The following is a 19,735-nucleotide window of genomic DNA, read 5'->3' as shown; positions in this document are numbered from 1 at the left end:
TGATGAACCGCAAGGAAGCACCCGTAATCGCGTTTTTCCCCGAAGCTAGTTTTGGGGCTGCACTGAATTGTGTGGGGATCGCTCAGGAACTTCGCGCAATGGGTGCACACCCCGTTTTCCTGACCCACGGTGGCTTTGGTGGCGTATTCGCAGATTACGGTTTTGACGAGTTCGCCGTCCCTGTTCAATCAGAGTTGACAGAAGAGGAAACCCAGACCTACTGGCAGGAATTCCTGAGCCATCATCTGCCGCATTTTAACATGCATCCAACTGACCAACTGACCACCTATGTAGAGCCCGTTTGGAACGCAATCGTCGAGACAGCGGAATCGGTCGAACAGGGGTTGGAAACGGCGCTAGAGCGGACCAACCCAGATGTCGTCGTCCTCGACAACGTCATCATGTTCCCGGCCATCGTACGATCCGAGCGCCCATGGGTCAGGGTTATTTCTTGCGCGGAAACCGAGTTGCCAGACAACTGCCTACCGCCGTACCTGTCCGGTCTGCCGGCATCTGACGCCGCCGGGTGTGCGGCATTCCGAGACCAGTACCTGGAGACCCTTGGCCCAATTCATGCTCGCTACAACAAATTTCGCCTGGATAAGGGGCTTGAGCTATTGCCTGAAGGTGAGTTCCTAGAAACATCACCGCATCAAAACCTTCTTTTAGCGCCATCTATCATTCGCCATGATCGTGATCAGGTACTGGACTCTGGACAATTCACCTTTCTCGAAGGCTGCGTTCGCCAGGAAGGTCCTTACCGTGTACCTCAAATGCCCCGTAACGACGGGCCTCTGGTGTACGTGAGTTTTGGCAGTCTGGGTGCCATGGATGTCCCATTCTTTGAGAGCCTGTTCGACGTATTCAAGACAATGGACATGAGGTTTCTGGTCAATGTCGGGGCCCAAATCGACGCCTATTCCAGAGTCCCAGACAATGTTCATCTGCAGGAATGGTTCCCGCAGCCTTCCGTGGTTGAACAATGCGATCTGTTTATTCACCACGGCGGCAACAACAGCTTTTGCGAAGCGCTGTATTTCGGGGTCCCGTCGCTGATCCTTCCCTATTGCTGGGACGGACACGATAACGCCCAGCGGGCAGTTGAGACCAGTGTCGGACTCAGGGTAAATCGATGGGATTGGACACCGGAGCAGTTGGATAATTCGATTAACCAACTCCTTGGGGACGCGGAGATGAAGGCCCGGCTGGCTGCGAACTCAGAGATCATGCAGTTGAGAAAGTCGGTTCAGTTAGCTGCTCAGAAAATTCTGGATTGTGTAAATCCTAACCGAATCTAGGTTATTCCCGTCGGTCATCCGTTTTGTCATGAAGGATGGAAGGGTGCATCGCAATGACCTCTAAATCACTGAACCTAAAGTGTCGGTTTGGGCTCGAGACAGACGCTCGCTGAAATGTCGCGAGCGGCAGCAATACGGGCAAAGCGGTCTATGGTTCTCCAAACAAATCGGCCATCCTTGGGTTTACAGTACACGGTTGTGGAGAGTGAGAAGGACTAGTAGTCTTCACTTTCGGAAGTATAGGGTCTCAATTGGCACCCTCATTGCATGCTGAGCAGTCCTTTATGGCTCACGAGCGTCTAGATACCCTCCGGTTAAGCCCTTTTGGGTGTCAGACGGTATCGTCCGCAAAATTAGGTTGTTGGTTGCTCGGGTGCGTCACCCAGAGCCAGCAGCAAAAGGATAGCCAAAAGGGGTGATCCAACCAAACCGATCAGGAACCAGATAAAACTAGATCGGTTGCGCCGTCCCGCCATCGTGATCGGCAGGATATAAAGCCAGATCACGACAACCAGCAAGATGAACATAAAAATCAACTGGATAACTGGTGCGTCCATGAAATTTTGCCTTTCGAATCTTGACGCCATTTTTAAAACGGCTGATCCGGTTAGATAGACAATGGCCCGAAAGCGTTTTCGGGTATTAATTTAGCCCGACACGGGTCCCGGGCGTCCCAATCCTCTCACTTTGGGTTCCTTGGCTATCAGACAGTGCCGTCCAAATGTTTGGTGCTTTCCGGGTCACAAGGTAGCAAGGTCGGCAAAACGGATAAAGTGGGTGTTCAAGGAACCTTTTAAAGAGCCTTTTCAATGAACTTTGAAAAAAGCTCACCCTGCGAGTTGATCCTAAGTTTCGCGTAAATGTTGCGTCTGTGGATGCGGACTGTGCCTGGAGAGATGCCGAGAATTGTGCCAACAGCTTCTGCCGAATGGCCCTTCAATGTGAACTCAACGACTTCTCGTTCTCGTGGCGTCAGAACGCCATCGCCAAATGCCTGGAATGCTAGATCAACGCGACGACTAACGCCATTCGCTGCGGCGCCGCGGGCCATCGTTGGAAAGTCACTCCAATGTTTGCAACAGGCTGCCCGAACGAGCGGCCATAGAGCGTGCAAATGACGAATTTCCTTGGCTGAAAAAGGCTTCGCTGATCGCATGAGCGAGACCACAACCATCCCAGTGCTTGGGATATCGATAAAGTAGCCAATCTCCTCTGCTAACCCAGTCCTTTTGTAATAGCTGCGATAGTATTCGCCCTGATAGAACCTGTCCGGTGCGATATCGCGCATGCGGTACAGACCCGGTGTTATCGGTTTTGTCGCGGCCAAAAAAAATGGATCAAGTACGTAGGGCCCTGCTTGGTAATCCTCAACAAAAATACGCCGTTTGCTTTTGGGAAAATCGTCGTGAAGGTCTATTGGTGCTTCGGTTCCGACATGGCCAAACACCACCGTAAAATCAAATGGTGCGACCTGCCGTAAGCCATCTGCCAAAGCACATGGAAATTCTGGGGTTCCGATCTTCTCTACGACCCTGCCGGCCTCTTCCATCCAATCGTACACACGCCGCTCCAGATTTTCGAAAAGCACCTCTATACCCCAATTGTGGTATATACAGTTAATCCGAGTTATTGTTACTTTTTCCTTGTTTGAGTGGTATGCCAGCAAATGCCAAAAAATCAAGCAAAAGGAAAACAGCAGTATATGAGCTTTGACATGAGCGTCACCATGCAGACGATTGCGGAACTCAGAGGAGTGACCAAGACCTTCGGGAATGTGGTCGCCGCCAAAGACCTGAATCTTTCCATTGGGAAAGGAGAGTTCCTGTCGTTCTTAGGCCCATCTGGTTGCGGCAAAACCACTGCACTTAGGATGCTGGCGGGTTTCGAGAAACCAACCGAAGGTCAGGTGTTGCTCGATGGCGAAGTCGTCAACGACTTGGATGCGCACCATCGCCCAGTCAACATGGTGTTTCAGCACTACGCTCTTTTTCCTCACCTAAGCGTGTTCGACAACATCGCGTACGGCCTGCGCCAACGACGACCACGCGTAGACAAACAAACAATCGCGACAAAGGTTGAGCAAGCGCTGGAAACTGTCCGTCTTGGTGGGTTTGGCCCACGTCGCATCTGGGAGATGTCTGGTGGTCAGCAGCAACGCGTCGCTTTGGCGCGTGCGATCGTAAACGAGCCCAAGCTTTTGCTGCTTGATGAACCAATGGCTGCTCTGGATCGAAAGCTTCGAAAAGAAATGCAGTTTGAACTGCAGAACCTGCAACGACAACTGGGAATAACTTTTGTCCTCGTCACGCACGACCAAGAAGAAGCGCTTTCAATGTCCGACCGAATTTGTGTGATGGAAGGCGGCAGTATTGTGCAGGTTGGCAGCCCACGCGAACTCTATGACATGCCCCGCAGCCGCTACGTGGCTGGATTTGTAGGCACCTCAAATTTCTTTGATGCAACTGTAACTGACGCAGTAGCCGACCAAATCACTGTGCGTTTAGCGAGTGGCCAAAAGGTGCACGGAACTCCGGAGATTCCAATAGATGCAGGGCAGGAAGTTTGCGTCAGTATCCGTCCTGAACAGATCACGCTGACCCGCGCGCTGCCCGCAGCTGAAATTGCTTTGCCAGTTACCATTCAAAATCGGATCTTCCTTGGGGAGCACACAGAATACCTTGCGCGCAACGAAGCACTGGGTGATTTCCACGTACTTGTGCCAAGGCAAGCGGAATTGAACGAGGGGACGTTCAATGCAGGAGAACAGGCCTTTGTTTCATGGGGCGAAGGCGCACTGCTGATCCTGGAAAATTAACAGATCCCGCAATCCAACAACAGAGAGGTTCACAATGACTAAGGATAATGGGACTATTTCCAAGCAAAAGTTCATGGAAGAGCTTCGCCGGTACCAAAAGGGTTCGGTCACACGGCGACATTTTTTGGGCGTGACAGGTCTTGGGATGGCAACGGCCGTTCTGGGCACGGCTATGCTTGGGTTGCGTCCACGCCCGGCATTTGCTGCCGGAGACATTGGCGACCGAGTGATCCTCGCCACGTGGCCGAACTACCATGACGAGATGAACTTCGAAGCCTTCACGGAAGCCACTGGCGCCCACGTTCAGGTCAATGTTTTTGGCTCGAACGAAGAGATGTTGGCAAAACTGCAAGCCGGAGGGTCTGGCTGGGACGTGTTCGTTCCAACCAATTACACGATCACTACGTATGTGGGCGAAGATCTGATCATCCCGCTCGATACGTCCAAACTGCCAAACTACGACGCAGGTTCATTCGAACAGCGCTTTTCAGATGCCGGCTCTGTCGATGGCCAGCTTTACGCGGTGCCGAAAAACTGGGGCACGACCGGCTTTGCAGTGAATACTAGTAAGCTTGACGGCGCTCCGACTCCAACCACTTGGAAAGAGTTCTGGGACCTTACTATGGAAGGTTACTCAGGTCGGACAATGGTGCATGATTACCAACTCACCACCATCGGTAATGCCCTGAAATACTTCGGCTACTCCTTCAACTCGGTCGATGAGAAGGAACTGGCGGATGCCGAGAAATTGTTGCTGGATGCTAAACCGCATCTGTTTGCAATCTCGTCGGATTATCAGCCACCGATGCGTAACGGTGACGCGTGGATGACGATGTGCTGGACAGGTGACGGCAAGCAGATGAATGTCGACATGCCTGAAATCGCCTACGTTCTGGGAGCCGAGGGCGGTGAACTCTGGTCCGACTACTACGCTATTCCTAAGGGCGCACCCCATATGGATGCCGCTTATGCCTTGATCGACTTCCTGCTGAACCCGGAAGTTAATGCGAAAGAAGTCCTCGCTCATGGCTATCCATCGGCTGATGCTCGCACCAATGCGTTGCTGCCGAAGGAATTGCTGGAAGATCCGATCCTTTATCCGGCAGCTGACCTTCTGAATGCGCTCGAGTTTGGCGCGGCGGCTACGCTAACCGATCCAAACCGTGCCGAGTTGCTCGCCCGCTTCAAGTCGGCCTAAGCGGCAAGGCCGCAATATCGGAAAAGACGAGGACAATATGACCGAACGAGGCAGAAAAGCACTGTTGCTGGCACCGGCAGGAATATGGCTTTTGGTAATGCTTGCCCTTCCACTACTGGTCGTCTTCGTCTTTTCCTTTGGCGAACGGGGTGCCGCCGGAGGCTATGTTCCAGCGTTCACTTTGGAACAATATGCCAACCTTCCTGCGCGATGGACGGCGTTTAAGAACACTTTGATCCTTGCACCTCTGGGGACTATCGCTGCGTTGGTAATTGCCTACCCGCTCGCCTACTTTCTTGCGGTGCGTTGTTCACCAAAGTGGAGAACTTCGCTGTTGATCCTGGTGATCGTGCCGTTCTGGACATCGATCCTGATCCGATCATACGCATGGATTTTCATCCTTGGGGGGCGTGGCTTGCCCGCTTTACTAGAGTCGATCGGCATCGATGATGTCCGCCTGATAAATACGCCGTTCTCTGTGCTTGTGGGGATTGTCTATGGGTATCTACCGTTGATGGTTTTCCCAATTTTTGTAAGCTTGGACAAACTGGATAAACGCCTTCTGGAAGCCTCAGCGGATCTCGGCTCTACTCCGTGGCGTACGTTCCGTCAGGTAACACTTCCTCTGTCAATACCAGGTATCGCAACTGGCTGCATGCTGGTCTTCATCCTACTCATGGGCGAATTTCTGATCCCAGCGATCTTAGGTGGCGGAAAAGTGTTTTTCGTCGGAAATGCGCTGGTGGACCTGTTCCTGCAGTCTCGAAACTGGGCGTACGGATCGGCGGTCGCAATGACGCTGGTTGTCGTAATGCTTGTCACTGTCTCAATTTACATGAAATTCATCTCGCGCCTGGGTGGCCAGCGCGAAGATGTCTCGCTGATGTGAGGGTCCGATGCGCTTATACGCGATTTGCGTCTACCTTTTTCTCTATATTCCAATCGGCATCATCGCGCTTTTCAGCTTTAATGCCGGACGACACGCAAGCCAGTTCATGGGGTTCTCGACCCGATGGTATGGCAAAGCGCTCAACAACCCATTTGTTATGGACGCGCTCGAGACCAGTCTGCTTGCGGCATTCATAACTGCTTGCCTCGCATCCACACTCGGAACCATGGCGGCCATCGCTTTACAAGGGGTTAAGGGATGGCTCCGAACTTTATTCGATGCGATGATTTATATTGCGATAATGATACCAGGTATCGTCATCGGTATCGCGACACTCATTGCCCTGGTCACCGTATTTGGCTGGCTAAACCCGCTTCTTGCGAGCCTATGGCCCGATGGAGCAAATCCCCCGCAACTTTCCATGGGGATGCCCACGCTTGTCGCCGCACACACCATGTTCACAATGGCGCTGGTCATAATCATCGTACGTGCAAGGCTATCGGGTATGGACCGTGCCCTCATGGAAGCATCGGCTGACCTCTTTGCGACGCCCTGGGGCACCTTTCGGCAGGTGACCCTGCCGTTGATAGCACCGGCAATTTTGGCGGGCTTCCTGCTCAGCTTCACTTTCTCATTTGATGATTTCATCATAGCGTTCTTCGTAGCTGGCTCAGAAACAACCCTGCCTATCTACATATTCTCATCCATCCGGCGCGGCGTAACGCCCGAGATCAATGCCATCGGCACTATGGTTATGGGCGCGTCGCTCTTGTTGCTCGTTGCAGCGCAACTGCTTTTGCGCCGAGGCGCCTCAAAATCGAATAGTTAAATAAAGGAGCCAAGTGAAATGCGGCTTGCAGGTAAAGTCGCGCTCGTGACGGGCGCGGGATCAGGAATTGGTCGGGCGGGTTCAATGGCAATGGCACAAGAGGGTGCGCATGTTGTGGTAACGGATCGCGATGCAACACTTGCTGAAGCCACTGTGGCCGCGATCGTTGCGCAGGGGAATCAAGCATCTGCCATACAGCTTGATGTGACCGATGACGATGCCCTTACCAAAGCCATAGACGAAGCAGTAAAAAACTTCGGTCGGCTTGACGTGTTGCACTCTCATGCTGGGTTGCAGATCGAAGGAACGCTGGAAGAAGTGGAACCAGATGGAATGGATGCTTCTTGGGCATTGAATGTCCGCGCTCACTTCATTGCCGCGCGCGCAGCCGTCCCCCATATGAAATCACAAGGTGGAGGCAGCGTGATCGTCACGGCCTCCAATTCTGGGGTTCAATACGACCGGGGCATGATCGCCTATGCGACTACAAAGCACGCAGCTGTTGCGATGGTCCGGCAGATGGCAGCCGACTACGCTGTCCATGCAATCCGTTTCAATGCCCTTTGTCCAGGATTTGTAGACACCCCCTTCAATGCAGGCTTCGAAAAGCAGATGGGTGGCCGTGCCAAACTGGAAAGCTACATCGAGCAGGCGATCCCTATGAGTCGGTGGGCGACAGTTGAAGAGATTGGCCATGGGATCGTCTATTTAGCTTCAGATGAATCCGCTTTTATGACGGGGCAAGCCTTGGTTATCGATGGCGGTGAATGCATTTAGTGATGGGTTAGACCGCTCAAGAGAATGTCTATCGCCGCACTTCATTTTTGGTGAGCACATTTCAGTCCGCTTTGGGCTCACAAAGGACCTCGGGGCCGATGCAGAAAGGGTCCCTGCCCTGCCAATAACGGTTCACGCAGGCGGCCCATAAGAGACATTCATCGCAGTCACTGGTGCCGCAGTGCGGCTTCACCAGACCGGCCATTCGCTACGGACATAAATATCCTGAAACTGCCGAACTCACAGATTGCAGACAATGCAGCCGTTTGATCTACCGCTATTGGGCGGCTCGAAACATCGGAAACAGGGGTGGGGCTTGGTCGGCTTTGATTAGACCCATCTCTTGGAAACCATAGCGCTTATACAGCGATAGATTTGTAGGGTTTGTCGACTCTAAGTAAGCAGGTCTTCCATCTTCATCACAACGTTTGAGGCAGCATTCAAGCAACGCGGACCCCAATCCTTTTCCTTGGCGAATTGGATCGACCGCAATAAATGCTAAATGCCAGCAATCCTCATCGGGATGATAATTGTCCATCTGCCCGAAGGTTTCGAACAACGCATCATGCTTTTCTGGTGAGACCGTCTGCTCAAAACAGGCGACAAGCCGTTCTTCGTCAGGGTGAATGCTTGGCGGAAGCCAAAGTGCGCCAGCAGTGAAATCATCGTTCCGAAACGCGCTACCCTGTTCAAATGCACGCCCGCCAAAGAAATCCATTACTCGCGGGAAGTGGGTAAGGAAATCGGCAGGTTCAGGATACAGCCAACGCATGAACGGGTCCGCAGAAAATCCAAGAGCAAGTCCGCTTAACAAACTTTCTGCTTCACTTCGGGTTGATGATCTAAACATGAAATTACCTTTGGTCGTTACACCTCGATTTTCACGTTTCAGCATGTGGGCCGCAAATACTTGTTGTCAAATGCGCAATTTATTGTCCTGCTCAAGCAACGATGGATGGCTACGTCGAGCTCCCAGCAGGCCTCTGAGGCGACGCAGCATCCTGTAATATTGTTTCTCGTCAATGTCGGGTTGTCGTTGTGGGAGGGCATGGCGGATCGGAGGATCAGTCATGGAAACCCAAACATACCTGCCGTTCGCGCGCTTCGCCCAACCTGGAACAAAGGACGTATCGTCGGTCAGAAGCGGCCGCCAAAACCCAAGCATGTCTGGGCGACCCGAGTTCGACTTGAACTGGCCGAAAACCACCGCGATTTCGCGTTGTTCAACATGGCATGTCTTACGGGCGAGGGCATCGATGACGATTGACGGCCTGCACATCATCGAAAGCTTTTTCAGTTACTTTTAGATTGTCTCTCCCATAAAGTTCGTTGAAATCAGAGTTGGCGGTGATCGAATGAATGGCGCAGAATCGTTAGTCAAAACCTTTCTTCACAATGGTGTGGATACGGTTTTCGCCAATCCAGGCACGTCTGAAATGCACTTTGTTGCGGCTCTTGATAGACATCCCGAGATGAACTGTGTTCTGTGCCTGTTCGAAGGTGGAACGACGGGCGCCGCTGATGGCTATTACCGCATGAAACGGGACGTCGCCGGCACTCTGCTGCATCTTGCACCGGGGCTAGGCAACGCATTTGCCAATCTACACAACGCCCGAAAATCAGGGTCCGGGATCGTGAATGTGGTGGGAGATCACGCAACACATCACCTGCGCTATGAAAGCCCACTCAGAGGCGACATTATTGGCGTAAGTCAGGCCATAAGCCATTGGACACGAGTTTCTGATCAGGCCACAAGCGTCGCATCGGACGGGGCCGCAGCCATCCAGGCCGCCCGATCTCAAAACGGCCAGATCGCCACTCTTGTTCTTCCCGCCGATACTGCTTGGGATGCAGCGACTGGCCCTGCGACGAATAGCATTCTGGCCCAACCACTTCATCGCCCGTCCTTGGAAGGCATCGAGGCCGCAGCCATGCGTCTGAAGACTGCAAACGCGGCTTTGATGATAGGTGGTTCCGCGCTTTTTGGTCCACTTCGTGTACTGGCTGGAAAAATTTCCGTCAAAACCGGATGCCGCCTGTTGGCGGATACTCTAATCCCTCGAATTTCGAAGGGGGCCGGGGCTGCCAAATTGGATCAACTTGTGTATCCAATTGCACCCAAGATCGCTCAGCTTGAACAGACATCGTCAATCACTTTGATCGGCGCCGACCAACCCGTTGCCTTCTTTGCATACCCGGGCAAACCGAGCACACCCGAGCCCGCCGGTTGCACGGTTTCAAGCCTGTGTGCTCCGACGGATGATATTGCCTGGACTCTTCAAACACTGGCAGATGCGGTTGGTGTTTCGAGCAAGACACAGCTGAACACATACGCTCTCGACCTGCCTCCAATCCCAACCGGAGATCTCACCCTAGCGAAAGTCGGCCAAGCGTTAGCGGCCCTCATTCCCGAGAATGCTATCGTTTGCAATGAATCCGTGACGTCCGGGTTTCACGTCATTCCTCCGACTGCAACCGCGCGACCACATGACTTGCTTGGGGGAACCGGTGGTGCGATAGGGCTTTGCCTACCGTGCGCAACCGGCGCAGCAATTGCATGTCCAGATAGAAAAGTAATTGCTCTAACAGGCGATGGATCAGCCATGTATACGTTGCAATCTTTGTGGACGATGGCACGCGAAAGCCTGGACGTTACGGTGATTGTTTTTGCAAACCGCGGCTATCAAATCCTTCGAGATGAGCTGGCAAATGTCGGTGTTGAGAGTTTTGGCAAGAATGCGGAGGCAATGTTTGATGTGGAAAACCCAACGCTTGATTGGGTTGCGCTCGCTAAAGGGCATGGGGTTCCCGGAATACGAATTGAAGACACCGATAGCTTTGCAGAAGCCCTTTCCGCGGGGCTATCACGTGACGGCCCTTCCTTGATCGAAGTCATGTGCCCGCCAGCATCTTGAACACAAATTCTTTTTGAAACGGGCGGCCCAAAGCCGCCTTTCGTTACCCAAAGCGAAGCTACATTTTGGCACTGAAAGCAGACTGTCACGAGCGCTCAAACAACATGCAAAAAAATGTCATTGGCGTGCCAGAAGAGAACTCATGACAATGTCCTCCACACAGCCAATTTTCGCGATGACCATAATTGCGAAATGATAGTTGGTCGCACCTTAAACGTCACCGATAATCCGGCAGGACGGAAACCGGCTTCACTTCACTACGCCGAAACACGCCAGGTGCGCCTGGCTCGCTCCATCGAAATAAAGTTATGTGCCAAAGACCCGGACGCCTTCGCGAAGGGTCAATCAACCCGATATGCCGATCTGTTCTGAGCCGATCAGCAGCGAGCCATGAAGACGGCTCTCCGCCCGCAGCTAAGAGTTTGCGCCAGGGCTGACTGGCGAGTGCATAGATATCCGCGGCTTCGGGGCTGCGCAGATCGAATAACGCACATCGTTCCACCTCGAAGGTCAGCACAACCCGCGGGCGATCATCCTTCCTAACGTCCTGACCAATAGCGACTTTTGCGCTTTCGACATCAGGGCTCAGATACAAAGCGTCCTGCCCCCGGCGATTGAACCGGGCGGGTGGGCGATCCGGTGCGCCGCGCATGAGGTGAACGTCTGGGTCATCGGCCCAAACAATCTTTACGAATTCTCCGGAAACTTCTGTCAGCATAACGGGTGGCACTGATCGTTTGCGCGTCGCGTTATAGGAAAGACGCAAGGCGGCAGTGGTTTTCCTAGAACAGAGAAGACGCATGATATCTTGATTGAAATCACTTACTCATGTTTCCTCGCACTGTGTTGCATTTCCAAAGGCCTCTCGCATGACGGCTCCAAAGATCGCCCTCCTTGGCGCAATTCTCGAGTCAAATCGCTTTGCACCCCCGGCTGATTTGTCAGACTTTAAGTCTCTGACATGGCTTACAAGCGATGCTTTGATATCTGAAGCCAGATCCGCGACACCAAAGCTGGCAATAGAATTTGCGGCCTTTGTCCGGGCGATGGATGCTACGGGCGACTGGACGCCGGTACCCTGTATCTTGGCAGCCAGCCATCCCGCAGGTCCAGTACGAAAAACCGTGATCGAAGAGATCATGGTGACTTCGGAAGACATGCTTCGCTCAGCTGGCCCTGTCGACGCAGTCTACATCTGCAATCACGGCGCGATGGTTGCCGAGCACGACCACGACCCCGACGGTTTGTTGATGTCACGCATTCGGAGAGTTGTCGGACCGGACGTACCTGTCATCGCGACACTCGATTTGCATGCAAATATCTCACAACGGATGGTCGATGCCTGTGACCTGATCGTCGGCTATCGGACCAATCCTCACGTCGATCAAATAGAACGTGGCGAGGAAGCCGCCTTTTCGTTGCGCCGGGTTTTGGCTTCGGGCGTCCGGCCCCAAACCGCGCATGTTAAACTGCCTCTTGTTCCGGCATCCGTGACCCTGCTAAGTGCCGAGCACCCGTATGGCGCGCTGATCGACCATGGTCAGCGACGACAAGCCGAAGGTCGAGGTGAGATTCTAAACGTATCGATCTTCGGTAATTTTCTTTTCTCCGACACGCCCGACAACGGTCTGAGCATCGTTGTCACCGCGCGTGAGGACCAGAAGGCGGCCAATGCACTGGCGGAAGAATTGGCAGACATGGCCTGGTCATTGAGGAAGGATTTCGTTCGGAAACTGACATCCGTGACGGAAGCGATCTCAATTTCCGCTGACCAAGCGCGCACGCCTGTGATTTTCTCCGATGCCGGTGACAATCCTGGTGGCGGCGGCAGTGGCAGGACGACGGAACTGTTAGCCGCTCTTCATGCGGCAAAAGTCGAAGAATGCCTATTCGGTTCCTTTTGTGATCCGGAACTTGCGAACGAAGCCCATGGCATCGGTGTCGGCGGCAAATTCAGGGCACGATTCAACCGGTCTTCCGATTCCAGCGCTTTCTGGGCGCAATGGGATGTGCCTTTTGAGGCGGATGCAGAGGTCTTGGGTCTCCATAATGGAGATGTGGTAGGTGAACTGGGCATGACGGCTGGTCGGAGATTGGCCCTAGGGCCATCCGCTGCGCTTCGTATTGGTGGTATCACCGTGGTGGTGATCACCGATCGCACACAGACTGCCGACCCCGTGTTCTTTCATATGTTCGGGCTGGATATTGCGGCTGCCCGGACTGTTGTTGTGAAATCCCGAGGCCACTTTCGGGCCGGGTTTTCCAACTGGTTTGGGCCAAACCAGGTATTTGAGGTCGACACGGGCGGGCTTACGTCGCCAGTTCACGACCGCTGGCCGTTTGCTAATTTGCCACGACCGAACTTTCCGATGGACTTCGATACCTCGCGGGCGGAGCAAATGTTGCGCTAGACGGGCTCTGAATACTTGTCATGTGGCGTCGTCAATTTGACAAACTGCATGAACTGGCGGGCAAGTTGCGACGGCGGTCGGCCTGATGGTAAAACGAAGCTGGTGTCATAGAAGATGGCGGCGTCAAATGGTCTGACGACAACGCCTTCCATCCCCGACGACAGTAACGGGAACGGGTTGATCAGCGTCACACCCAAACCCTCGCGGACAAGCTCCAAAGCGGCCATATTCGTTGCTGTTTCAGCGACTTGTTTTGGACGAATTCCAGCGCGCGCAAAGATCTTTTCGGTGATCGCTCGCGTCCCCAGCCTTCGCAGAAACTCGATCAGCGCGACGCCTTCAAGGTCGTGCGGCGTCACCACTCGTTTTTCCGACAGCGGATGGTTGCTCGGCATGGCGCAAACCACCTGACTGCGGCGCCAGGGCATTAGGTGAACACCCGTTCGTTGGATCATCGCACTCGTCAAGCCGAGATCATAGCGGAGGTCGAGAATGCCAGCGACAAGCACGTCCGTGGCCTGAATATCCAATTGAAGCTGCTTTCCCTCATTCTTCTTGAGAAAACTGGCCACCCTAGAGATGACAAAGTGATGCGCCAGAGTTGGCGGCACGATCAGGCGCAACGGCTCGTTATCCGGAGTAGCCCATTCTGCGCCCTCGATGTCCGCAAGCGTCTCGAAGATTGGGTCCAGTTTTTCGTTGAGACGCAATGCTTCGTCTGTTGGGTCAATACGTCCCGATCGGCGGAGAAAGAGCGATCGCCCAACACGGGCCTCGAGTTGGGACAAGGACCGGCTTACGGCAGACTGCGAAATCCCCATTCGCCGCGCGGCGCCGATGGTTGTACCAGTCGTGATTACGGCTCTCAGGGCCTCAAACTCGCGCAGTCTGTGTCGGTGTTCCGTCATGCTACGTTACTCCCCCAGTTTGAGCGGCTGAACATCCAAACTCTTGGATTGGTCTATGCAGAGTTGCATAGCATTGAGTATTGGCAATGTTTTTTGCGGTAGCTAGCCTTTTTTACAGGGCGCGGGATCGGCCAGGGATTCGCCTATTCACAAGCGCCAAATCAACAGGGAGTCTTTTTGATGAGGAAACTCACATCTGCGACAGCCGTCGCTGTCGGCATTTTGGCTTTCGGCGCCGGTGCTGTTTCGGCGGAAAAACTGACGATCGGCCTCGCTTCGGAGCCGACGTCACTCGATCCGCATTTTCATAACCTTGGTCCGAACAACGCCATGTCCGTGCACATCTTTGACCGGCTGATCGCGCAGGATGAGAAGCAGCGCCTATCGCCGGGTCTTGCCGTGTCCTGGGAGCCAATTGATGAATTGACTTGGGAGTTCAAGCTGCGTGAGGGCGTAAAGTTTCACGACGGAAGCGACTTCACGGCGGACGACGTCGTCTGCACCATGGCGCGCGCGCCGGACGTACCGAACTCTCCATCGGGATACGGCACCTATCTTAAGGGTAAGGAAGTCGTCAAGATCGATGACTACACGGTGCACTTCAAAACGGCCGCACCTTATCCGTTGATGGGCAACGACATTTCCACGATCCCTGTGATCTCAGAAGTGGGCTGCGAAGCAACGACGGAAGACTTCAACGCGGGTACGGCCGCCATCGGCACAGGGCCGTTCAAGTTCCAAAGTTACACGCCGGGTGAAAGCATCGTGCTGGTACGGAACGACGAATACTGGGGTGATGCACCGATCTGGTCCGAGGTGGAATTCCGCCCAATCACGTCCGGTCCGAGCCGTGTTGCATCGCTTCTTGCCGGTGACGTCGACATGATATCGGGCGTTCCGACGACCGATATCACAACACTTAAGGGCAACGATGGTATCCAGCTGAGCCAGGGCGTGTCCAACCGAGTGATCTATCTTCACATGGACCAATTCCGTGAGGATTCACCCTTTGTGAAGGCCAACGGTGGTGGCGATATAAAGAACCCGCTCATGGACGTCCGAGTCCGGAAGGCGATCAGCATGGCGATCAATCGCGACGCGATCGTTGAGCGTGTCATGGAGGGGGTTGCGCTGCCCGCTGGCCAGCTTCTGCCCGAGGGATTCTTTGGCGTGTCCGACAATCTGGACGTGGTGGCTTATGACCCGGACGGTGCTAAAGCACTTCTGGCTGAAGCCGGTTATCCCGATGGATTTGAAATGACAATCCATGGGCCAAATGACCGCTACATCAACGACGCCAAAATTGCCGAGGCAATTGCGCAAATGTTGACCCGTGTGGGCATCAAGACAGCAGTCGAAACAATGCCGCGTTCGGTATACTTTGGACGCGCGTCCAAAGGCAGCCCGGAGGGTCTGCCGGAGTTCAGCTTTATCCTCGTCGGATGGGGCGCGGGGTCCGGCGAAGCGTCCTCGCCTCTCAAATCGCTGATCCACACCCATGACAAGGATGCGGGCTTTGGATCATCGAACCGTGGCCGGCACTCGGATGCTGAAACCGACGCGTTGATCGAAGAAGCCCTGCGAACAGTCGATGACGCAAAGCGGCAGGAACTACTCGCCGCGGCGACAGAGCGCGCGATCGAGAATGTGGCGATCATTCCGACTCACTTCCAGGTCAACACCTGGGCGGCCAAAAAAGGTCTGAGCTACATCCCTCGGACCGACGAGTACACTCTCGCGACAGGCGTCGTGAAAGAGTAATCGCAATGCATCCGGGCCGCCTTCGCAGCGGCCCGGAGCCTTTGCCCAGGGAATGTCCTCATGACCGTTTTTGTCATTCGCCGATTGCAGCAAGCAATGCTTGTTGTCTTCCTGATGTCGGTGATTGTCTTTTTCGGCGTCAATATCGTTGGTGACCCGGTCTACATGCTGGTCAGCCCCGACGCGGATCAGGCTGACATCGAAGCTGCAATTCGACGGCTTGGATTGGATCGGCCTATTTGGGAACAGTACTGGTTGTTCCTCAAAGGTGCTGCACAGGGTGACCTCGGCGACAGTTTCGTCTTCGGTGAGCCCGCGCTCAAACTGATCCTGCACCATATGCCTGCCACGATGGAACTGGCCTTCAGTGCACTCTTTCTTGCTATCGTGATCGGTATTCCATTGGGTCTTTATGCCGGGCTCTATCCCGACAGCCCGCTGTCCAAGGGCATTATGGCTGGCTCAATCCTTGGGTTTTCGCTGCCGACCTTCTGGGTCGGGCTTATGCTCATCATGCTGTTTGCCGTAGAACTTAGATGGCTCCCAGCGACAGGGCGCGGCGATATCGGCTCGTTTCTTGGGATTCACAGCAGCCTTTTTACGCTCGATGGGTTGAGCCACATCTTCCTGCCTGCTCTCAACCTAGCGCTTCTTAAGATTTCACTGGCAATCCGCCTTACCCGAGCGGGTGTCCGGGAAGCGATGGGACAGGATTACGTGAAGTATGCCCGGGCCAAAGGGCTTTCGACCCGACGCATCATTCTGGTGCATGTAATGAAAAACATCATGATCCCGGTAGTGACCGTCATGGGCCTCGAATTCGGTAGTTTGATCGGGTTCTCGGTGGTGACTGAATCAATCTTCGCGTGGCCGGGAATGGGCAAACTGCTGATCGACGCAATACTGCAATTGGATCGGCCTGTCGTCGTCGCCTATCTGATGATCATCGTACTGTTCTTCGTGCTGATCAATCTGATCGTCGACATACTCTACTCGATCCTCGATCCGAGGGTTCGTTTGCAGGATCAGGGCGCATGACCGACACCGTCACAGATCATTCTCTGACCCCCGCCAAGTCCCCTAAAGTCGAGACGCCGTTCCAGCGATTTCGGGCCGAGTTCTTCGAAAGCAGGATCGCAACAGCGGCGCTCGGCATATTCCTGATCATCGTTCTGCTGGCCATCCTGGCACCCTGGATCACGCCGCAGAACCCCTACGATCTTGGCCAGGTCAGCGTCATGGATGGGCGCTTGCCTCCAGGTTCCGAAGCATTCGACGGATACACGATGTGGCTCGGTTCGGACGGGTCTGGACGCGATCTCTACTCGGCAATTCTCTATGGCTTGCGTATTTCTCTGACCGTTGGGCTTGCATCTGGGGTGATTGCCCTTCTGATCGGTATGGCGATCGGTCTGGTCGCGGCCTACGCCGGAGGCCGGACCGAAGCGTTCATCATGCGCATCGTGGATCTTCAACTGTCGTTCCCGGCATCGCTTGTTGCGCTGATGATGGTTGCGGCACTTGGTAAGGGTGTCGACAAGATCATCCTCGCCCTCGTGATCGCGCAATGGGCTTATTACGCCCGCACGGTTCGCGCGACCGCGCTTGTCGAGCGTGGCAAGGAATATGTCGAAGCCGCGCAATGCCTTGGAATATCGCGACCCCGGATCGTCTTTCGCCATATCCTTCCGAATTGCATGGCGCCTCTGATCGTCGTTGGCACGGTGCAAACCGCCAGCGCAATCTCATTGGAAGCGACGCTTTCGTTTCTTGGCGTAGGCCTTCCACAGACTGAACCGTCGATTGGGGTGCTGATCGCAAATGGCTTCGAGTACATGCTGTCCGGGCGCTACTGGATATCCGTTTTCCCCGGCATCGCGCTCTTGCTGACGGTCGTGTCCATCAACCTTGTGGGCGACCATTTGCGCGATGTTTTGAACCCGAGGTTGAAGAAATGACGGCAGTACTCGAAGTCAGCGGGCTAAAGACCCACTTCTTCACGCACGCGGGTGTGGTCAAGGCCGTAGATGGTGTGGATTTCACCGTCTCCAAGGGCGAGGTAATGGGTCTGGTGGGTGAGTCCGGGTCGGGCAAGTCGATCACCGGGTTTTCCATCCTTGGGCTGATCGATCCTCCCGGGCGCATCGTCGATGGGTCAATCCGTTTTAATGGTGACGAGATCGCGAACGCACCGGAAGAGCGACTCAAGACCTTGCGTGGCAACCGAATCTCGATGATCTTTCAGGATCCGATGATGACTCTCAACCCGGTCCTGCGCGTCGATACGCAGATGATCGAGGCCATTCTCGCCCATGAAAACGTAAGCCGCCAAACCGCCTGGGAAAGAAGCCGTGATGCGCTTGGTTTGGTTGGCATCCCATCGCCGGAAGAGCGATTGCAAGCCTATCCGCATCAGCTTTCCGGTGGGATGCGGCAGCGCGTGGCGATTGCGACAGCCTTCTTGAACCAGCCGGACCTCATTATTGCCGACGAGCCGACGACAGCGCTCGACGTGACAATTCAGGCGCAGATCATCCACGAGGCACAGAAGCTGACGAAACGCACGGGAACCGCGATGATCTGGATCACGCATGACCTTGCCGTTGTGGCAGGGCTCGCGGACCGGATTTCGGTGATGTACGCAGGACGGATCGTTGAGCAAGGCAGTATCGACGATGTTATCGACCGTCCGTTGCATCCCTATACGGTCGGGCTTCTCGGATCGGTTCCGACGGCGAACCGGCGCGGGCAGCGTTTGTTCCAGATCGAAGGGATGACGCCAAACATGCTCGCCCTGCCTGAAGGATGCGCCTTTGGACCGCGTTGTCAGGCCCGAACGGCAGCGTGTTCCAAGCGCCCCCCGATTAAGGACGTGGATGGCCGCAGCCTTCGCTGTTTCAATCCGCAACGCACCAAGGAGACGACGCTTTGAGTGAGCCGCTCGTTGAAATCCGAGGCGTTTCGAAGCGCTTCACCAAACGTTTGGACGTCGCGGGGAAAATCGCACAGCGACTTGGCGCAAACATCCGGGAAGAAACGGTCCATGCTGTCGATAACGTGAACCTGTCGATTCAAAAGGGTGAGGTTCTGGGATTGGTCGGCGAATCCGGCTGCGGCAAGTCCACTTTGGGACGTGTTGTTGCCGGCATTCACCCTGCAAGTGACGGACAGATGTTCTACGGAGGCAAAGATGTTGCGACGTTGAACGGCACCGACAAACGCGCGGCGACCCTCGCAATTCAGATGATCTTCCAGGACCCCTTTGCCAGCCTAAATCCGCGAATGCGCGTCGAAGATATCATCGGCGAAGCACCGCGTATGCATGGGATCGTCCGCAAGGCAGAGAGTGCGGAATACGTGGACGACGTGATGCGCAAGGTCGGCCTCGACCCGTCGCTCAAGCGGCGTTACGCGCATCAGTTTTCCGGCGGTCAGAGGCAACGGATTGGAATTGCACGTGCGCTCGCCGTGAAGCCGAAGTTCCTTGTCTGCGACGAAGCCATCGCTGCGCTGGACGTGTCGATCCAGGCGCAGGTTATCAACTTGTTCATGGATCTGCGCGAAGAGCTGGGCCTGACCTATCTGTTCATCAGCCATGACCTGAGCGTCGTCGAACACATCGCCGACCGCGTGGCGATCATGTATCTGGGCCGCATTGTCGAGAGCGCATCGACTGAGGAAATTTTTTCGGACCCACGCCATCCCTACACGAAAGCGCTGCTTGCAGAGGCTCCGCGCCTTGATCAGCGCCGGCGTGAGTTTGCCCCGATTGAGGGGGAAATTCCGTCGCCGCTCGATCCGCCATCTGGATGTACCTTCCACCCGCGTTGCCCGGTGGCGACCGCTGAGTGCCGCACCACTGTTCCTGAACTGAAAGCGGGGCGCGGCGGGCGCGAAACGGCTTGCCTGCTGGAACACGCCGAAACCGTTTGAA

The 19,735-nt window shown here is 54.7% G+C and carries 18 protein-coding genes and 1 pseudogene; 14 read left to right on the top strand and 5 right to left on the bottom strand.

The window, feature by feature from the left end; all coding sequences use genetic code 11:
- Positions 1 to 2 precede the first annotated feature (2 nt).
- Complete coding sequence (locus ACR0J7_RS05725; RefSeq protein WP_170463330.1) at positions 3 to 1,298, top strand: glycosyltransferase; 1,296 nt, start codon at positions 3 to 5, stop codon at positions 1,296 to 1,298.
- Positions 1,299 to 1,651: 353 nt separating this feature from the next.
- On the opposite strand, the gene ACR0J7_RS05720 is transcribed toward ACR0J7_RS05725, so the two are convergent.
- Positions 1,652 to 1,855: a hypothetical protein gene (locus ACR0J7_RS05720; protein ID WP_170666102.1), complete on the bottom strand. Its 204-nt coding sequence runs from the start codon at positions 1,853 to 1,855 to the stop codon at positions 1,652 to 1,654.
- Between the two features lie 236 nt (positions 1,856 to 2,091).
- Complete coding sequence (locus tag ACR0J7_RS05715; RefSeq protein ID WP_170463244.1) at positions 2,092 to 2,847, bottom strand: helix-turn-helix transcriptional regulator; 756 nt, start codon at positions 2,845 to 2,847, stop codon at positions 2,092 to 2,094.
- Between the two features lie 153 nt (positions 2,848 to 3,000).
- Between ACR0J7_RS05715 and ACR0J7_RS05710 the strand changes: the two genes are divergently transcribed.
- The 5 genes from ACR0J7_RS05710 to ACR0J7_RS05690 are packed head-to-tail and all read left to right on the top strand — an operon-like array spanning position 3,001 to position 7,806.
- Positions 3,001 to 4,113, top strand: a complete 1,113-nt coding sequence (locus ACR0J7_RS05710) for an ABC transporter ATP-binding protein (protein ID WP_171176816.1) — start codon at positions 3,001 to 3,003, stop codon at positions 4,111 to 4,113.
- Positions 4,114 to 4,147: 34 nt separating this feature from the next.
- Positions 4,148 to 5,311 (top strand): ABC transporter substrate-binding protein, encoded by a 1,164-nt coding sequence (locus ACR0J7_RS05705; protein ID WP_480871404.1) that lies wholly within the window; start codon positions 4,148 to 4,150, stop codon positions 5,309 to 5,311.
- A 37-nt stretch (positions 5,312 to 5,348) separates the two neighbouring features.
- Positions 5,349 to 6,200 (top strand): ABC transporter permease, encoded by an 852-nt coding sequence (locus tag ACR0J7_RS05700; protein WP_171176820.1) that lies wholly within the window; start codon positions 5,349 to 5,351, stop codon positions 6,198 to 6,200.
- Positions 6,201 to 6,207: 7 nt separating this feature from the next.
- Positions 6,208 to 7,029 (top strand): ABC transporter permease, encoded by an 822-nt coding sequence (locus tag ACR0J7_RS05695; protein WP_171176822.1) that lies wholly within the window; start codon positions 6,208 to 6,210, stop codon positions 7,027 to 7,029.
- A gap of 18 nt (positions 7,030 to 7,047) precedes the next feature.
- The gene (locus tag ACR0J7_RS05690; protein WP_170463241.1) at positions 7,048 to 7,806 is read left to right on the top strand and encodes an SDR family NAD(P)-dependent oxidoreductase; all 759 of its coding nucleotides are present in this window, start codon (positions 7,048 to 7,050) and stop codon (positions 7,804 to 7,806) included.
- Positions 7,807 to 8,083: 277 nt separating this feature from the next.
- On the opposite strand, the gene ACR0J7_RS05685 is transcribed toward ACR0J7_RS05690, so the two are convergent.
- Positions 8,084 to 8,701 carry a GNAT family N-acetyltransferase gene (locus tag ACR0J7_RS05685; protein ID WP_480473296.1) on the bottom strand — a complete coding sequence of 206 codons (618 nt, stop codon included), beginning with the start codon at positions 8,699 to 8,701 and terminating at the stop codon, positions 8,084 to 8,086.
- A 153-nt stretch (positions 8,702 to 8,854) separates the two neighbouring features.
- On the opposite strand from ACR0J7_RS05685, the pseudogene ACR0J7_RS05680 reads away from it, so the two are divergent.
- Both ACR0J7_RS05680 and ACR0J7_RS05675 read left to right on the top strand, forming a co-directional pair.
- Positions 8,855 to 9,040, top strand: a pseudogene (locus ACR0J7_RS05680) (hypothetical protein); the annotation flags it as partial.
- Between the two features lie 121 nt (positions 9,041 to 9,161).
- Positions 9,162 to 10,721: an acetolactate synthase large subunit gene (locus tag ACR0J7_RS05675; protein WP_480913534.1), complete on the top strand. Its 1,560-nt coding sequence runs from the start codon at positions 9,162 to 9,164 to the stop codon at positions 10,719 to 10,721.
- A 217-nt stretch (positions 10,722 to 10,938) separates the two neighbouring features.
- Here ACR0J7_RS05675 and ACR0J7_RS05670 read toward each other — a convergent pair whose 3' ends face one another.
- Entirely contained in the window at positions 10,939 to 11,523 is a 585-nt protein-coding gene (locus ACR0J7_RS05670) for an RES family NAD+ phosphorylase (RefSeq protein ID WP_480492790.1), read from the bottom strand.
- 67 nt (positions 11,524 to 11,590) lie between these two features.
- Here ACR0J7_RS05670 and ACR0J7_RS05665 point away from each other — a divergent pair, with 67 nt between their 5' ends.
- Entirely contained in the window at positions 11,591 to 13,132 is a 1,542-nt protein-coding gene (locus tag ACR0J7_RS05665) for a M81 family metallopeptidase (protein WP_480913533.1), read from the top strand.
- Here ACR0J7_RS05665 and ACR0J7_RS05660 read toward each other — a convergent pair.
- Entirely contained in the window at positions 13,129 to 14,040 is a 912-nt protein-coding gene (locus tag ACR0J7_RS05660; RefSeq protein ID WP_480506344.1) for a LysR family transcriptional regulator, read from the bottom strand. The genes ACR0J7_RS05665 and ACR0J7_RS05660 overlap by 4 nt on opposite strands.
- A 180-nt stretch (positions 14,041 to 14,220) precedes the next feature.
- On the opposite strand from ACR0J7_RS05660, the gene ACR0J7_RS05655 reads away from it, so the two are divergent.
- From ACR0J7_RS05655 to ACR0J7_RS05635, 5 genes are read left to right on the top strand one after another with little or no spacing between them, the layout of a single operon-like run.
- Positions 14,221 to 15,801, top strand: coding sequence for an ABC transporter substrate-binding protein (locus tag ACR0J7_RS05655; protein WP_480506343.1), 1,581 nt, complete (start codon positions 14,221 to 14,223; stop codon positions 15,799 to 15,801).
- Positions 15,802 to 15,861: 60 nt separating this feature from the next.
- Positions 15,862 to 16,839 carry an ABC transporter permease gene (locus ACR0J7_RS05650; RefSeq protein ID WP_480473304.1) on the top strand — a complete coding sequence of 326 codons (978 nt, stop codon included), beginning with the start codon at positions 15,862 to 15,864 and terminating at the stop codon, positions 16,837 to 16,839.
- Positions 16,836 to 17,759, top strand: coding sequence for an ABC transporter permease (locus tag ACR0J7_RS05645; protein WP_480472946.1), 924 nt, complete (start codon positions 16,836 to 16,838; stop codon positions 17,757 to 17,759). Before ACR0J7_RS05650 ends, ACR0J7_RS05645 begins: the two co-directional genes overlap by 4 nt.
- Complete coding sequence (locus tag ACR0J7_RS05640; protein WP_480472948.1) at positions 17,756 to 18,733, top strand: ABC transporter ATP-binding protein; 978 nt, start codon at positions 17,756 to 17,758, stop codon at positions 18,731 to 18,733. The genes ACR0J7_RS05645 and ACR0J7_RS05640 overlap by 4 nt, the downstream gene beginning before the upstream one ends.
- Complete coding sequence (locus ACR0J7_RS05635) at positions 18,730 to 19,734, top strand: ABC transporter ATP-binding protein (protein ID WP_480473306.1); 1,005 nt, start codon at positions 18,730 to 18,732, stop codon at positions 19,732 to 19,734. The genes ACR0J7_RS05640 and ACR0J7_RS05635 overlap by 4 nt, the downstream gene beginning before the upstream one ends.
- Position 19,735: the final 1 nt, after the last annotated feature.

It is taken from the genome of Ruegeria sp. O4 (genome assembly GCF_056535125.1).
The sequence above is the reverse complement of the archived record's forward strand: the minus strand, read 5'-3'. Positions and strand labels throughout refer to the sequence as shown.

Bases quoted from the DNA above. Each gene is read 5' to 3' on its own strand.
- ACR0J7_RS05725 (WP_170463330.1), top strand. From the start codon at position 3: ATGAACCGCAAGGAAGCACCCGTAATCGCGTTTTTCCCCGAAGCTAGT.
- ACR0J7_RS05720 (WP_170666102.1), bottom strand. From the start codon at position 1,855: ATGGACGCACCAGTTATCCAGTTGATTTTTATGTTCATCTTGCTGGTT.
- ACR0J7_RS05715 (WP_170463244.1), bottom strand. From the start codon at position 2,847: ATGGAAGAGGCCGGCAGGGTCGTAGAGAAGATCGGAACCCCAGAATTT.
- ACR0J7_RS05710 (WP_171176816.1), top strand. From the start codon at position 3,001: ATGAGCTTTGACATGAGCGTCACCATGCAGACGATTGCGGAACTCAGA.
- ACR0J7_RS05705 (WP_480871404.1), top strand. From the start codon at position 4,148: ATGACTAAGGATAATGGGACTATTTCCAAGCAAAAGTTCATGGAAGAG.
- ACR0J7_RS05700 (WP_171176820.1), top strand. From the start codon at position 5,349: ATGACCGAACGAGGCAGAAAAGCACTGTTGCTGGCACCGGCAGGAATA.
- ACR0J7_RS05695 (WP_171176822.1), top strand. From the start codon at position 6,208: ATGCGCTTATACGCGATTTGCGTCTACCTTTTTCTCTATATTCCAATC.
- ACR0J7_RS05690 (WP_170463241.1), top strand. From the start codon at position 7,048: ATGCGGCTTGCAGGTAAAGTCGCGCTCGTGACGGGCGCGGGATCAGGA.
- ACR0J7_RS05685 (WP_480473296.1), bottom strand. From the start codon at position 8,701: ATGCTGAAACGTGAAAATCGAGGTGTAACGACCAAAGGTAATTTCATG.
- ACR0J7_RS05675 (WP_480913534.1), top strand. From the start codon at position 9,162: ATGAATGGCGCAGAATCGTTAGTCAAAACCTTTCTTCACAATGGTGTG.
- ACR0J7_RS05670 (WP_480492790.1), bottom strand. From the start codon at position 11,523: ATGCGTCTTCTCTGTTCTAGGAAAACCACTGCCGCCTTGCGTCTTTCC.
- ACR0J7_RS05665 (WP_480913533.1), top strand. From the start codon at position 11,591: ATGACGGCTCCAAAGATCGCCCTCCTTGGCGCAATTCTCGAGTCAAAT.
- ACR0J7_RS05660 (WP_480506344.1), bottom strand. From the start codon at position 14,040: ATGACGGAACACCGACACAGACTGCGCGAGTTTGAGGCCCTGAGAGCC.
- ACR0J7_RS05655 (WP_480506343.1), top strand. From the start codon at position 14,221: ATGAGGAAACTCACATCTGCGACAGCCGTCGCTGTCGGCATTTTGGCT.
- ACR0J7_RS05650 (WP_480473304.1), top strand. From the start codon at position 15,862: ATGACCGTTTTTGTCATTCGCCGATTGCAGCAAGCAATGCTTGTTGTC.
- ACR0J7_RS05645 (WP_480472946.1), top strand. From the start codon at position 16,836: ATGACCGACACCGTCACAGATCATTCTCTGACCCCCGCCAAGTCCCCT.
- ACR0J7_RS05640 (WP_480472948.1), top strand. From the start codon at position 17,756: ATGACGGCAGTACTCGAAGTCAGCGGGCTAAAGACCCACTTCTTCACG.